Source organism: Acinetobacter sp. KS-LM10 (assembly GCF_036896575.1).
Classification (GTDB): Bacteria; Pseudomonadota; Gammaproteobacteria; order Pseudomonadales; family Moraxellaceae; genus Acinetobacter; species Acinetobacter avistercoris.
In genome coordinates, this window is sequence record NZ_CP145906.1 from 1432090 (window position 1) to 1446870 (window position 14781).

Below are 14781 nucleotides of genomic sequence, written 5' to 3' on the forward strand. Positions count from 1 at the left end.
TTATGCATCAAGATATTTCTTCACGTCGTATTCAAGCTTTAAATCCTGCTTTAGCTAACCAAATTGCTGCAGGAGAGGTAATTGAACGTCCTTCATCTGTGGTCAAGGAGTTGTTAGAGAACTCAATTGATGCAGGTGCTACAGAACTCATCATTCGTGTTGAGCAGGGCGGCAGTACGTTAATTGAAATCATCGACAATGGTCGAGGAATTCATGCTGAAGATTTAGCACTGGCAGTTATGCGGCATGCAACCAGCAAAATTCAAAATGCGGATGATTTACATGCCATTATGAGTTTGGGTTTTCGCGGGGAAGCGTTGGCCTCTATTGCTGCAGTATCGCGTTTAAGTTTAGCCAGTAGTCGTGATGAAACAGGAATAGGATATCAAGTTGAAGTCAATGGCACTGCTTTTGATCATCAAGAAATTCAACCTGTACCTTTACAACGTGGTACACACATACGCGTACAGGATTTATTTTTTAATGTTCCTGCAAGACGAAAGTTCTTAAAAAAACCAACAACTGAGTTTGGCCACATTGAAGAGATTGTGCGTCGCTTGGCTTTAACGCATTTTGATATTCGTTTTGTGTTAGAGCATAACGGCAGTATTCGTTTAAATTTACCTATAGCTGATAGTGGTGAGTTAAGATTTCAACGTGTGCAGCAACTGCTTGGACGCCAGTTCCCCGAAAATGCGTATTGGATTGATGCAGACAGTATTAATATGCGTCTTTCAGGCTGGTTAGGTCATCCTTCAGATGCCCGCTCACAAGGTGATTTACAGTATGTTTATGTGAATGGTCGTATCGTTAAAGATAAAACGATTTCTCATGCCTTGCGTATGGCCTATGACGGCATTTTGCATGGGCATCAGCATTCTGCATATTTGCTTTTTCTTGAAGTTGATCCCGAAAATATTGATGTGAATGTACATCCTACAAAACATGAAATAAGATTTTTAAATCAGCGTGAAGTGCACGAGTTTGTACGTCATTATGCAAAGGCTACGCTTGCGAAATTCCAAACGGCGAGTGCTGAACTATCTCAAGCCATGAAACAGAATGAGCTTAATGAGGAAAATAATTCGCAACCACAACCACAATCACAATCACAACCACGCTATCAAGAACAATTCCAGCTGCATAAAAACATCAACACAAATCAGGCTGATATTGCTGCTGCATCAATTGGAGCGACATCAACTGAAAATATGTCAAATGCAGATTTACTTTCAGATTTTAATTCAAGCCGTCCTCAAAGTATTCAATATAAAGCACCGAGCAATTTTAATTCTTCTGCTCAAATGAATAATGCATTGAAAAGTTATCTAGCACCGTTGAATGATCAGAATAATATTCAACATCTCAGTGCTGAGCATGAGCCTCGTTCAGAGTTTAAAGAACAAAACGCTACGAAGACATCGCAAGCGCCACAAATGGATGAGTATCCTTTAGGTATTGCTATTGCGCAGTTACATGGCATCTATATTTTGGCGCAAAATACCGAAGGTTTGATCATTGTTGATATGCATGCCGCACATGAGCGAATTTTATTACAGCAAATGAAATCTGCTTGGGATACACCAGATTTTTGGATTTCGCAGCAGTTACTAATTCCTAAAGTAATTTCGATTACACGTATGCAAGCAACTCGTCTTGATGAGTTGAAACCACAGTTAGATCGTCTAGGTTTAGATATAGATCAGTATGGCGATGAGCAAGTGATTATTCGTGGTGTGCCTGCAATTTTACATAAAGCAGATTTTGCATCATTAATACCTGAATTATTAAATGATTTAGATCCTAGTGATGAAGCTCAGATTTTATTAAAGAAACGAGATCAGATTTTATCTGGAATAGCCTGTCACGGTGCAGTTCGTGCGCATAGATTGTTAAGCTTATCTGAAATGAATGCACTTTTACGTCAGATGGAACAAACAGAGTTTGCGAGTCAGTGTAATCATGGGCGTCCTACGTGGCGTGCCTTTCCGCTCAATCAATTAGATAAATTATTTGCTCGAGGAGAGTAGTCGTACATGTCAATTCAAATGCCTGTTATTAATCTAATGGGGCCAACTGCAAGCGGTAAAACCGCTTTGGCATGTGAACTTTATGAGCGTGGTGGCTTTGAAATCATTTCTGTTGATTCAGCTTTGATCTATAAAGATATGGATATTGGTTCCGCAAAACCATTAAAAGAAGAGCAAAAAAAGTATCCACATCACTTGATTGATATCATTTCTCCTCTAGAAGTCTATTCGGCTGCTCAATTTGTTAATGATGCTTCGTATTTAATCGATGAAATTCATGCGCGTGGTAAAACTCCCATTTTGGTCGGGGGTACAATGTTGTATTTTAAAGCATTGCTTGAAGGACTTGCGAGCAACTTGCCAAATGCAGATGAAGCTATACGTCAGCAGATAGAAGCCGAAGCATTAGAAATGGGTTGGGAAGGTGTGCATAACGAGTTAAAACGTGTAGATTCTGTCTCAGGTGAGAAATTTAACGTTAGCGATCGACAACGTATTATTCGAGCACTAGAAGTTTATCGAATCACGGGTCAACCCATTTCAAAATTGCAAGCCGAGCAACCAAAACAAACATCTTATCGTTACAATTTTTACAATTATGCTTTGATGCCTGATCGATTAGAATTGCACAAAAGAATCGAACAAAGATTAAAAATTATGTGGGATATCGGTTTTTTAAATGAGGTCGAGAACTTGATTGAAAAATACGATTTAAACGAAAATTTACCCTCAGCTCGTACCGTCGGTTACCGCCAAGCTTTAGAATTTCTTAAAAATAGTGATAGAAGTCACAATTCAAAACTTGAAATGGAGGATCGATGTTTATTTGCGACACGACAACTTGCTAAACGTCAATACACTTGGTTACGATCTTTGCAAGAAGTGCACATTTTTAGAACCTATCTATCGATAAAGCAAGCTCAAGAAGACTTGCGAAACTTATATGGATAAAGCAAAATTTACCTACTGTCTTTTTTATAAATTTTAATTGAAAAATAAAGACAGCTTTTGCGCTGATTTTAAATTTTTGGAGTATAAAATGTCTAAAGGTCAAACTTTACAAGATCCGTTCTTAAATTCTCTCCGTAAAGAACGTATTCCTGTTTCTATCTTTTTAGTGAACGGTATTAAATTACAAGGTCATATTGAATCTTTTGACCAATACGTTGTTCTTTTAAAGAACACTGTAAGCCAAATGGTTTACAAACATGCAATTTCAACAGTTGTTCCTGCACGTAACCCACGTCCTGCTGGTGCTCCTGCTGGCGCTCCTGCTGCTGGTCAAGGTGGTTTCGGCGGCGCTCCACAAGGTGGCTTCGGTGGTCAAGGTGGCTTCGGCGGTCAAGGCGGCTTCGGTGGCGCTCCACAAGGCGGCTTCGGTGGTCAAGGTGGTTTTGGCGCTCAAGGTGGTTTTGGTGGTAATCAAGGCGGCTTTGGTGGCAACCAAGGCGGCTTCGGTGGCGCTCCACAAGGTGGATTTGGTGGTCAAGGTGGTTTTGGTACACCTTCAACGCCAAGCTTTGATGGTGAAACTAAATTTGATGATGCTCAAGACGACGAAAATAATCGTTAATTGATCATGTGAAAAAGGTGTCTTAGGACACCTTTTTTTTATATCTTAGATTCTTAAATGAAGTGCAACAGAGATTAAATTATTGGAAAGAAGCAAGATGAGATAGCATTTTGCTTCCGACCGACCAAAGTCAAAGTTGCATCATGAACTATACTCATCTTACTCAAGAAGAACGATATCAGATTTATACCCTGTTACGTGAAGGTTTTTCCAAACGCTATATCGCTTGGCGTTTAAATCGTTCACCAGCAACGATCTCTAGAGAAATCACCCGAAATAAAGCTAGAAATGGTTACTTCGCTAAACATGCACATAAAGTCGCTTTAAAACGTCATCGCTCCAATCCTAAAAGAATCCCATCTCATATTTGGGCGCTTGTCATTTCTTACCTAAACCTACAATGGAGCCCTGAACAAATTGCTTCTCACGTAACAGTCAGTCTGCATTCTATTTACAGGTTTATAAAACAGAATAAAAGCAATGGTGGCGTGCTTTTCCACAACCTACGTTTCAGAAATCAAAGAAAGAGAAAATATGGTTCTCCTGAAACCCGCGGTCAGCTCACTCATCGTAAAAGCATTCATGAAAGACCGCATGAGGTTGAGCAACGGACTCGCTTTGGTGACTTGGAGATAGATACGATCGTAGGTAAAAATCATCAACAATCTTTAGTTTCAATTGTAGATCGAAGAACAGGCTATCTTTGGCTAACAAAGTGCAATACTCGTAAGGCTGAAGACATAAGCAGAGCGACCATCAATCTACTCACCCCCATCAAAGACCAATTGAAAACAATAACTGCAGACAATGGCAAAGAGTTCAGTTTGCATGAGCATATTGCTCAAGAACTTGATTTGGATTGGTATTTCGCAGATCCCTACAGTGCTTGGCAACGAGGTACAAATGAAAACACCAATGGATTAATCAGACAATACATAAGGAAAGGTAGTGATTTAAATCATTACACGGATGAGTATATTTCAGAAATCACTCAACGTTTGAATCAACGTCCAAGAAAAAGACTCGGCTTTAAAAGTCCGAGTCAGGTATTATGCCAACAACATGGTGTTGCACTTCAAACGATAATCTAAGTATTCTTTTTCAAGTTTTAATATTGTTTTAATTATTGTCACTTGATATGAAGATTAAAAAAAGCCTCAATATTATATTGAGGCTTTTTCATTAGACTTTAAAATAAATAAAAATTATTTATTTTCGCCTTTGATCTCAATATAGGTGCTTGAACGTAGCTCTCTTAACCAGCTATCAAGTTCAGCTTCGAATTGACGTTCACCTAAAATTTGACGTGCCATACGTTTTTGATATTCATTGGTCATATCTTGTTGACGGGTATCTGTAACTTGAAGAATATGCCAACCGAACTGAGACTCAAAAGGCTGGCTGACTTTACCAATTTCAGCACTTTGCATAGTTTTATCAAATTCAGGAACCATCATGCCCGGACTAACCCAACCGAGACTACCGCCATCACGAGCAGAACCTGGGTCATCTGAATAGGTTGCTGCTAGTGTTGCAAAATCATCACCTGATTGAACACGATTAAAAATACTTTCAATCATCTGTTTCGCATTTTCAGGACTAACGACTTCAGAAGCTTTGATTAAAATATGTCGAGTATTGAATTGAGGAACGAGTGCTCTTTTATCATTCGCTTTACGTTCAATTAATTTGAGTACATGAACGCCATCTTTAACTGTAATTAAATCAGTGGTTTGACCTGGATTAATGACACTTACACGTGTTGCTAATTCAGGAGGGATGTCAGATAAAGAACGTGTGCCCATATCTGCGCCTTCAATTTTAATAGCTGCAGTACTAAACTGTTTTTCAATCGCTTTAAGATCATTACTCGAATTTAAGGCAGTTTTGACTGCCTGTGCTGTTTTGTTAAGTTCTTCAGCAGGAGCGTCGCCTGATATACGTAAATGTAATACGTGAACTGTACTTCCAACAGCAGCTTGACCTTCAGGAGATTTTAAGAAATTCTCGACATCTTGATCGCTGATTTTAATACGTGACATAACTTGTTGTTGACGCAGACGTTGAATCAATAAATCATCTGCAACGCGTGCACGTAAAACCTCATAGGTGCCTGATGCTAACTTGTCGAGTTTTTCCTGAAATTCCTCTAAGCTTTTTGAGCCTGATTGGTTCGCTACTTTAAGCACAGCCTCATTCAAGCTTTTTTCATCCGCCTGTAAGGCAAAACGTTTTACTTGTTCGAGCTGCGCATTTTGAATAATAAGTTGGTTTAAAACTTGCGACTCAATAACATTTTGAGGTGGAGCTTCTTTTTTTTGCGCTTGTATTTGATGTTTGGCTTCAGCAACCCCTTGGTCTAAATCACTTTTGAGAATTGCACTCTTACCTACAATCGCGATCACTTGATCGGTTGGATTTGCAAAAGCTGACATTGATGATGAAATCGTGATTGCTAATGCTGAAGCTTTAAAGAGTTTTTTTAAATTTTGCGTCTTCATTAAGGAGTCCAATTTTGTTTAACTTTATCGAAGCCTAAGATTCGATTTTCAAGTAAAGAGCTTAACTTGCTATTTAAGCCGCCAAGTCCTTTGAGCGTAAATTCAACCATTACAGCGCGTTTAGGTTTTATTTCTGAATTACTTACATCATCTAGGTCGTTAAAATACGAACGTCCATAGAGTGAAACACCCCAACAACATGATTCATAGTTGGCACCTAAAAGAAATTCACGTGCGACACTATTGTCCATATCATATTGCACATGACCCATCAAACGCCAATTATTATAAATCGGTTGAATAAAAGAGGCAGTGACTTGGTCATAATTTTCCTGACGATCATCAAGCTGACTACGGTTAAAGTATCCTAGGTTAAATAGGCTTCCTTGATTGCTGGTATAATATACTTGCAAATCGCGTTGTGCATTAACACCATTCGACATCCACATGGAATTCAAATTGACCGAAAGGTTTTGTGAAAGCTGACTAGCAAGGCTGATCACAGGTCCAGTTTGTTTTTCGGTATTAAAACGATCTTCTTTACTGTTGTTCAGCGTAACTCTGCGGTCATCAAAGAAATAACTTTGACCAACACTAGCACGTAAGCGTTCTAAGCCAATCGTGTCAAATAAACTGTAACTTAGACCAAGAGAAAGAAAATTATTATCTTCTAAGCGGTCATGTCCATAGAAGCGACGTGGGTTAAAGAGTTGATCATAATTGGTCGAAGCTGCTGTTGAGTCAAAGTTTGGATAACCATCTTGTTTTTTATAAGGTGCATAAGCATAAAAAGCACGAGGTGAGATAGTTTGTAAATACTTACCTTCTTTCTCGAAAGTTAATCCAGCATCTAAAGTGAATTCGGGTACAACAACAGATTGATCTTCACTATCTTTGCGTTGATTGTCATTTAAACGATCAACCGTTTTCTTATCATAAAATGTATTGAGTGTTCTTACCGTTGCTTGCGGAATCAAGAAAGACCATTGATTTCTAAAGTTATAACGGGTTGATAATTCATTATAAAGTCGCGTACCGCTAGGTTGGTAGACTGAATTATCTGTGGGTTGAAGATCGTTAAAATTACGAATATCTTTTTGGAAGTAAGCGGAGTCGCTATTGAATTCGTATTCAAGTCCCTGAGAATTACCCGTTACATAATTCACCAAAAGTTGTGGTAAACGGGCATAAGGTCGATCGATGTCATCGATATCAGGATCTAGGGTTTGAAAATCTTCTACTTTTAGTTGCGCACGTAGTCCGGGAATGCCATTGGCATAATTAAATTCTAATGCTCGTCTTTGGTTAAGCTCAGTACGCGTATTCGGGTTGTTGTCTAAGTCTGCAAAAAAGTCTTTGTCAGAAACATAGTTGTATTCGAGATTACTTGACCATTGATCGTTGAGTTTCCAGCTGTGCAGGAGATGAAAATCTTTACGATCTTCATCATTGTACTTTTGATCTGAAGCTAAATATCCACCCCAAATCCGACCACCACCAAAGTCTTCCGTGATATAGCGGAATTCACCCTCGGCCATTGCACCACGACCACCTATAAAACGCGGTGTGATTGTCGCATCATAATTAGGCGCAAGGTTGAGATATACAGGGGCTGAAAGTTCAAAACCACCATCATTGGTATAACCAAAAGCTGGCGTTAATAGGCCAGTGGTTCTGCGGTCATCAATCGGAAAATTAAAATAGGGAACGGCCAATACGGGTGTGTTTTTAATATAAAGCTTAGAGCCTTTGGTTGTTCCGCGACCCGTTTCTTGGTTCAGTTCGATTTGATTGGCTTGAATTTTCCATGTTGGACTTTGATCAGGTGGGCAGGCGCTATATGTTGCATTCTGCATTAATAAAATATTCGGCGTGGTGCGTTCAATGCGCTCAGCTCGTCCGTGACCATGTGTTGCTTCAGAAATATAATAACTATTACTTAATTCACCTGTTTGGGTTTTTAAGTTGTAATCAATTTCATCACTTTGCGCCAACAAGCCTGATTGTGCCATTTGCACATTGCCTTTGGCTTTTGCGAAGGTTTGCGTCTTGTCTATGGTGATGCTATCAGCACGAATCATCCGACCTTGTTGGTCAATGACGACATTGCCTTCGAGTGTGGAGTCACCATTTGGATTGTAGTAGCCTTGATCAGCAGTAATCACAGAGGTCGTATCTGTTGCATCGGCTGCTTTGCTTTCTGGGCTAATCGGAGTAAGCCATGTATTTTGACAATAATTTGCTGAATTTGAGGGGGTGCTTCTCGCCTGTGCTTCAGGGGAGTTTTTGCTCACATAATATTGTTCAAAGAAGTTTTGCCCTGGATAACTTTCTTTGATAGCTGAATTTAACTTTTGATTGTCTACTTCCGAAGCAACATTGTTGGATTCGGCATAACTTGATACTGTGCTTCCACAGAGTAGCGTCAAAATAGCAGTCGCTAAAGGATTGAATTTAAACTGATGCTTCATTTGTCTCATTAACCAAGTATGCTGATCGCAATTAATTATTGTCGCATCATAGAGAAAAATCGGATAAGTGGCTACACTTAGTGATTCAAATATTCAGCCTGTACTAGAATTTATAGCAAATGAATACACAACGTGAACAATTGATACAAACATGGATTACATCTGTACTTCAATCAGAGAACTGTGAAATCAAATTTTTAGCAGGCGATGCGAGTTTCCGTCGTTATGCACGAATTATCCTGAATAATAAAACATTTATGCTCATGGATGCACCTCCTGATAAAGAAGATTGTGTGCCTTTTGTGATGATTGATGAGTTCTTTGATCGCAATGGCGTAAGAGTGCCGCATATTATTGCTAAAAATTTAGATGATGGTTTTTTATTGCTTGAAGATTTTGGTGATGTGGTGCTGTCTACATTATTGAATGATCAGACTGTAGATCTGCATTATGCACAAAGTTTTAAGCAGTTGGCTCATTTACAGTCGATTGATGGTGAAGGTCAAATACCTGAATATTCTTATGAAAAAATCATCAGCGAAATGGAACTCTTAACTGATTGGTTATTACCATCATTGAATGTTCAGCCGACTCAAGACGAATCTGCATTGATTAAGCGTACATTTGCAATTTTGGCCAATGCTGCTGTTGCTCAACCACAAGTCATTGTTCACCGTGATTTTCACAGCCGTAATTTAATGCAAATAGCGGGTGAGACTGAACAGGGTGTGATTGATTTTCAAGATGCAGTCATCGGTCCAGATACCTACGATTTAATATCAATTACTCGTGATGCTTATGTTCAATGGAATGCTGATCGCGTATATGCGTGGTTTAAAACATTCTATGATCTAATGCCTGAGTCTTCAAAAGAAGCACGGGATTTTGAGCAGTTTAAACGTGATGCAGATTTGATGGCGATTCAACGCCACATTAAAATTTTGGGTATTTTTGTACGCTTATTTGAACGTGATGGTAAGTCGGGATATCTAAAAGATTTACCGCGTGTCATGTGGTATCTGCTTGAAGAAAGTAAACCATATAAAGAATTACAACCGTTTATGCAGTTTATAGAAACTCGTGTTTTGCCTCAGTTTGAGCAAAAATTTGGCAAATATGAGGTGGTTGCATAATGAAAGCAATGATTCTTGCAGCGGGTTTGGGTAATCGCATGCGTCCCTTGACGCTGTATACGCCTAAACCGCTTTTAGAAGTAGGTGGTAAACCGCTGATTGTTTGGCACATTGAAAAGCTAAAAAGTATTGGTGTCACAGAGATTGTCATTAATTCTGCATGGCTTGCAGATAAATTGATTGGTAGTTTAGGTGATGGTTCAAAGTATGGCGTAACGATACGTTGGACGCGTGAAGACGAAGGTTTGGAAACAGCAGGCGGAATTATCAATGCTTTGCCGCTTTTGGGTGACGAACCTTTTATCTTGGTGAATGGTGATGTTTGGACCACGATGGACTTTGCGACGCTATTAAAGATCGACTTAAAACAAGACGATTTAGCGCATTTGGTATTTGTGCCCAATCCTGAACAGCATCCAAAGGGCGATTTCACCTTAAGTGAGAGTCGTGCTTATACGTTTGAGCAAGAGCGTCAAGGTGAGAATCTGACCTATAGTGGTGTTGCGATTATTCATCCAAAAATGTTTGAGGGCTTAGCGCCAGGCAAACGTCCTTTGGCGCCATTGTTAAAACAAGCGATGCTTGATCAGCGTGTATCTGCAGAAAAAATGCAGGGTGCTTGGGTCGATGTGGGTACGCCAGAGCGCTTAACCCAGTTAGATTTACATATTCGACAAGGCTTATATGCTTAACTGTGTAATCACTAATCGTTAAATAGTGTTCCACGATGCATAAATCGGTATACTTTGATTTAAATTTTATTTAGATGTTATCTGTTTATGCATCCTTTTTTTCAAGAGTTACAACAGGGTAGTCAAAAGCTTGGTTTAGAATTAAGCGAAGAGGCATTAAATCTACTGTTAAAGTATCAAGATGCACTGGTACTTTGGAACAAAGCCTATAATTTAACTGCTATCCGTGACCCTAAAGAAATGCTCATCAAGCATTTGCTTGATAGTCTAAGTATTTTAAACGACTTACCTCAAGGTCGATTGCTCGATATCGGAACAGGTGGGGGTATGCCTGGAATGATTATTGCACTCTGCCAACCTGAACGCCAATGTGTGCTCTTAGATTCAAACGGTAAAAAAATCCGTTTCTTAAAACAGTTTATTGCCGATTTAAAATTAAAAAATGTCGTCGCCGTTCAAACTCGAGTTGAAAATGTAGAAAGCATTAACGAATTAGGTCAGTTTGATGTGATCACGAGTCGTGCCTTTGCGTCTCTGACAGATTTTATTTCAGCTTCACGACCATTTATGCATGAAAATAGTATTATTGCCTCGATGAAAGGTTTAGTGCCGAGTGATGAAATTGAACACCATAAAAATGAATTCAGTTGTGATGTTTTAGAATTGCACGTTCCTCGTTTGGATGAACAGCGTCACTTACTTTTGTTAAAACAGATTTAAAAAATTCTAAGGATTGGGGTGAGCATGGCTCAAATTATTGCAATTGCGAACCAGAAAGGTGGTGTGGGTAAAACCACGACTGCGGTGAATTTAGCGGCTTCACTAGCAGTACTCAAGAAACGTGTGTTATTGATTGACATGGACTCTCAGGGTAATGCCACCATGGGTTCTGGTGTTCAAAAAAATGAGCTGCTCTATTCGATTACCGACGTTTTATTGGGTGATGTGCCGATTGAAACGGCGATTATTAAGGCGGAAGTTGGCTATCGTGTTTTAGGCTCAAATCGTGATTTGGCTGGTGTTGAACTTGCGATTGCAGAACAAGAAGGCCGAGAGTTTATTCTGCGTGATGCCATAAAAAGCATCGAAGCGAATTTCGATTATATTATCGTCGATTGCGCACCGAGTCTAAGTTTAATCACCATTAATGCTTTGGCGGCAGTAGATGGTGTGCTGATACCAATGCAGTGTGAATATTATGCTTTGGAAGGTTTAGCAGATTTAACGCAAACCATCGATCGTATTCAGCAAGCTTTAAATCCTAAACTTGAAATCGTGGGTGTGTTGCGGACCATGTATGATGCACGTAATGCATTAACACGCGATGTTTCAGAAGAATTAGAAAAATATTTTGGAAAAAAACTGTATAACACGGTTATTCCACGCAATGTGCGTTTAGCAGAAGCGCCAGCACATGGTTTACCGATTATTTATTTTGAAAAAAGCTCTAAGGGTGCAGTGGCGTATTTGAATATGGCTGCTGAGATGTTAAAAAAAACCAATGTGAAAAAAGGAAGTAAAGCATGACCGTAAAAAAACGAGGCTTGGCGAAGGGTCGTGGTTTAGATGCATTATTGGGTTCTATTCAAAAAGAAAAATTACAATTGGAAGTTCAAGCCCTAGATCATGGTCAACTTAAACAAATTGACGTCAAAATTTTAAAACGGGGAAATTATCAACCTAGACGCTTCATTAATGAAGAGGACTTGCAAGAACTTGCAGCATCGATCAAAAAGCATGGTGTGATGCAACCGATTGTGATTCGTCCTGTAGTTGATGACGTGTATAGCTATGAAATTATTGCCGGTGAGCGTCGTTGGAGAGCGGCTCAAATTGCTGGATTAACTGAAATTCCAGCGATCGTTCGTGATTTGACAGACCAAGTTGCGATTGCTTTAGCGCTTATTGAAAACATTCAGCGACAAGACTTAAATCCAATAGATCAAGCTATGGCATTACAACGCTTTCATGAAGAGTTTGGATTAAGCCATCAGGAAATTGCTGAGACTGTGGGTAAAGCCCGTACTACGGTGAGTAATTTACTTCGTTTGTTAAGTTTGGCTGAGCCGATTAAAGATCATATTCAACATGGTCAATTGGATATGGGGCATGCACGTGCAATATTAACGCTTAAAGCCAAAGAACAAATTCAAATTGCTAAAATCGTCATTGAGAAAAATTTATCTGTCCGTCAAACAGAGCAATTGGTTCGTGAACTCAACTCACCTAAGCAAGAAAAGCCGAAAGCTGCACTGTCTGCTGATATTGAGCAATTGACGCAAAAGCTTTCTGAACGATTTAGCGCAGATGTTAAAATCGATCACAATAAACAAGGCAAAGGCAAACTGGTGATCCATTACCATTCTCTTGATGAATTAGATGGCATTCTAAATATTTGTTTACCTAAATAATCTCATTGATTTTAACTACACCAATTTATACATAATGTGTTTATATTGGATCTGAGTGAATTCAGTAGATTGCTCTAATCTGATTTTATGCTGACTTTGTCCAAAATGTGTATGGGTTGGGGTTGATTGATCATTTCAGGCTTGTGCTAAAATGGTCAAAGTCGTTATGACTAAAGTAGTGATGTCAATTACGGGTTTTGAACATTTATAATCGTACTTATGTACCCACTAGAGGCTTTTAGTGAAGCAAGATTTTAAAGTATATTTACGACTACTCAGTTACTTGAAACAGTACTGGGGAATTGGGCTAATTGTTGTTTTTGGTTTTGTACTTAACGCTGCGACAGAAGTATCAGTTGCAAAATTACTTGAGCAAATTATTACCGCAATTCAAACTAAAGATCGAGCCTTTACCAATCTATTTCCTTTTTTAGTCGTACTTTTGATGTTCTTTAGAGGCTTAGGGTTGTTCCTAGGTGGGTACTATACGTCTGTTATTTCAAGGAATTTAATTTTTAATATTCGCCAAGAAGTTTTCGCTAAATTAATGCGATTACCTTCTCAATATTATTTAGACAATACCAGTGGGCACATTACTGCAAAAATTATGTACAACGTGGAGCAGCTCACAGCGGCGACCACGGAGTCTTTGCGAACATTACTACAACAAGGTCTGATTACCATCGGGCTTATGGGCTTTTTGCTGTATTCGAACTGGCGCTTGACCTTATGTATTCTGATTTTCACACCACTGATTGGTTTACTGATTCGTAAAGCTGCGACTCGAATGCGTAAGCTTTCTACCCAAGTTCAAGACACGATGGGCGATGTCAATCACGTCGTGCAAGAGACTGTAAATGGACATATTGTAGTTAAAGGCTTTGGTGGTCAGGACTATGAGCAATCTCGTTTTCGTGAAAGCTCTTTGGAAAACCTACGCCGTGGATTAAAAATGGTGGCTGTTCAACAGCTTAATAGCCCGGTTGTTCAGTTCATTATGTCTTTGGCTTTAAGTATCGTGATTTGGATTGCGCTACGTCCTGAAATTTTACAAGATACTTCTGCAGGACAATTTGTAGCCTACATCACCGCTGCGGGGATGTTAAGTAAACCGATCAAAGCGTTAACCGATATTAATGAAAAACTACAACGTGGTATGGCGGCAGCGCATTCTGTGTTTGAGTTACTGGATATCCCAGAAGAAATTAATTCGGGCACATTGAAACCAGAACTCAAAGGCAATATTCAGCTTAATCATGTGAATTTGACGTATTCTGATGGCTTACATGCAATCAAAGACTTTAATTTAGAAGTGAAAGCTGGCGAAACTATTGCTTTGGTTGGTCGTTCAGGTGCGGGTAAATCTTCACTGGTTAATTTGATGATGAGATTCCAAGAACTCAGTTCTGGCTCAATTTTATTTGATCAGATGGATATTCGTGATATTGATGTGACGTCGCTGCGTTCTCAGATCGCGATGGTCAATCAACAAGTAGTATTATTTAATCGTACTGTTCGTGAAAATATCGCTTACGGTCAACTTGAACATTCAACAGATGAGCAAGTGATCGCAGCAGCTAAAGCAGCTTATGCACATGATTTTATCATGGCATTACCTTTAGGCTACGATACGCCATTGGGTGCGCAAGGTTTAAACTTGTCAGGTGGTCAAAGACAACGTATTGCCATTGCGCGAGCGATTTTGAAAGATGCGCCAATACTGATTTTGGATGAGGCGACCAGTGCACTGGACAATGAGTCTGAATTCTTTATTCAGCGTGCTTTCGATGAAGCAATGAAGCATAGAACGACGTTGGTCATCGCACACCGATTGTCAACCATTGAAAATGCAGACCGTATTGTCGTTATGGACAAAGGACACATTGTCGAGCAAGGAACACATGTAGAGTTGCTAGAACTACGTGGAGCTTATTATCAATTGCATCAAAGAAATTTTGAGGAATAAGCCA

At 39.3% G+C, this 14781-nt stretch carries 12 protein-coding genes; 10 read left to right on the forward strand and 2 right to left on the reverse strand.

Annotation, left to right across the window (positions count from 1 at the left end; genetic code table 11):
* Positions 1 to 2 precede the first annotated feature (2 nt).
* From mutL to V5M36_RS06555, 4 genes are all read left to right on the forward strand, one after another.
* Positions 3 to 2030, forward strand: coding sequence for a DNA mismatch repair endonuclease MutL (mutL, locus tag V5M36_RS06540; protein WP_338563286.1), 2028 nt, complete (start codon positions 3 to 5; stop codon positions 2028 to 2030).
* 6 nt (positions 2031 to 2036) lie between these two features.
* Positions 2037 to 2981, forward strand: coding sequence for a tRNA (adenosine(37)-N6)-dimethylallyltransferase MiaA (gene miaA / locus V5M36_RS06545; protein WP_338563288.1), 945 nt, complete (start codon positions 2037 to 2039; stop codon positions 2979 to 2981).
* 88 nt (positions 2982 to 3069) lie between these two features.
* Positions 3070 to 3603: an RNA chaperone Hfq gene (gene hfq, locus V5M36_RS06550; protein ID WP_338563291.1), complete on the forward strand. Its 534-nt coding sequence runs from the start codon at positions 3070 to 3072 to the stop codon at positions 3601 to 3603.
* Between the two features lie 143 nt (positions 3604 to 3746).
* Positions 3747 to 4694 carry an IS30 family transposase gene (locus V5M36_RS06555; protein ID WP_338563294.1) on the forward strand — a complete coding sequence of 316 codons (948 nt, stop codon included), beginning with the start codon at positions 3747 to 3749 and terminating at the stop codon, positions 4692 to 4694.
* 114 nt (positions 4695 to 4808) lie between these two features.
* On the opposite strand, the gene V5M36_RS06560 is transcribed toward V5M36_RS06555, so the two are convergent.
* Together V5M36_RS06560 and V5M36_RS06565 are read right to left on the reverse strand one after the other, a co-directional pair.
* Positions 4809 to 6104 carry a peptidylprolyl isomerase gene (locus V5M36_RS06560; protein WP_338563296.1) on the reverse strand — a complete coding sequence of 432 codons (1296 nt, stop codon included), beginning with the start codon at positions 6102 to 6104 and terminating at the stop codon, positions 4809 to 4811.
* Complete coding sequence (locus V5M36_RS06565) at positions 6104 to 8575, reverse strand: LPS-assembly protein LptD (protein WP_338563299.1); 2472 nt, start codon at positions 8573 to 8575, stop codon at positions 6104 to 6106. The genes V5M36_RS06560 and V5M36_RS06565 overlap by 1 nt, the downstream gene beginning before the upstream one ends.
* A 119-nt stretch (positions 8576 to 8694) precedes the next feature.
* On the opposite strand from V5M36_RS06565, the gene V5M36_RS06570 reads away from it, so the two are divergent.
* The 6 genes from V5M36_RS06570 (at position 8695) to msbA (ending at position 14777) form a co-directional block, all read left to right on the forward strand.
* Positions 8695 to 9708, forward strand: a complete 1014-nt coding sequence (locus V5M36_RS06570; RefSeq protein ID WP_338563302.1) for an aminoglycoside phosphotransferase family protein — start codon at positions 8695 to 8697, stop codon at positions 9706 to 9708.
* A complete protein-coding gene (gene murU / locus V5M36_RS06575) occupies positions 9708 to 10400 on the forward strand; it encodes an N-acetylmuramate alpha-1-phosphate uridylyltransferase MurU (protein ID WP_338563304.1) in 693 nt (230 codons plus the stop codon). The genes V5M36_RS06570 and murU overlap by 1 nt, the downstream gene beginning before the upstream one ends.
* A gap of 87 nt (positions 10401 to 10487) precedes the next feature.
* Positions 10488 to 11120, forward strand: coding sequence for a 16S rRNA (guanine(527)-N(7))-methyltransferase RsmG (gene rsmG / locus V5M36_RS06580; protein ID WP_338563307.1), 633 nt, complete (start codon positions 10488 to 10490; stop codon positions 11118 to 11120).
* Positions 11121 to 11144: 24 nt separating this feature from the next.
* The gene (locus V5M36_RS06585; RefSeq protein ID WP_338563309.1) at positions 11145 to 11927 is read left to right on the forward strand and encodes a ParA family protein; all 783 of its coding nucleotides are present in this window, start codon (positions 11145 to 11147) and stop codon (positions 11925 to 11927) included.
* A complete protein-coding gene (locus V5M36_RS06590; RefSeq protein WP_338563311.1) occupies positions 11924 to 12811 on the forward strand; it encodes a ParB/RepB/Spo0J family partition protein in 888 nt (295 codons plus the stop codon). The genes V5M36_RS06585 and V5M36_RS06590 overlap by 4 nt, the downstream gene beginning before the upstream one ends.
* 241 nt (positions 12812 to 13052) lie before the next feature.
* Entirely contained in the window at positions 13053 to 14777 is a 1725-nt protein-coding gene (gene msbA / locus V5M36_RS06595; RefSeq protein ID WP_338563314.1) for a lipid A export permease/ATP-binding protein MsbA, read from the forward strand.
* Positions 14778 to 14781 lie beyond the last annotated feature (4 nt).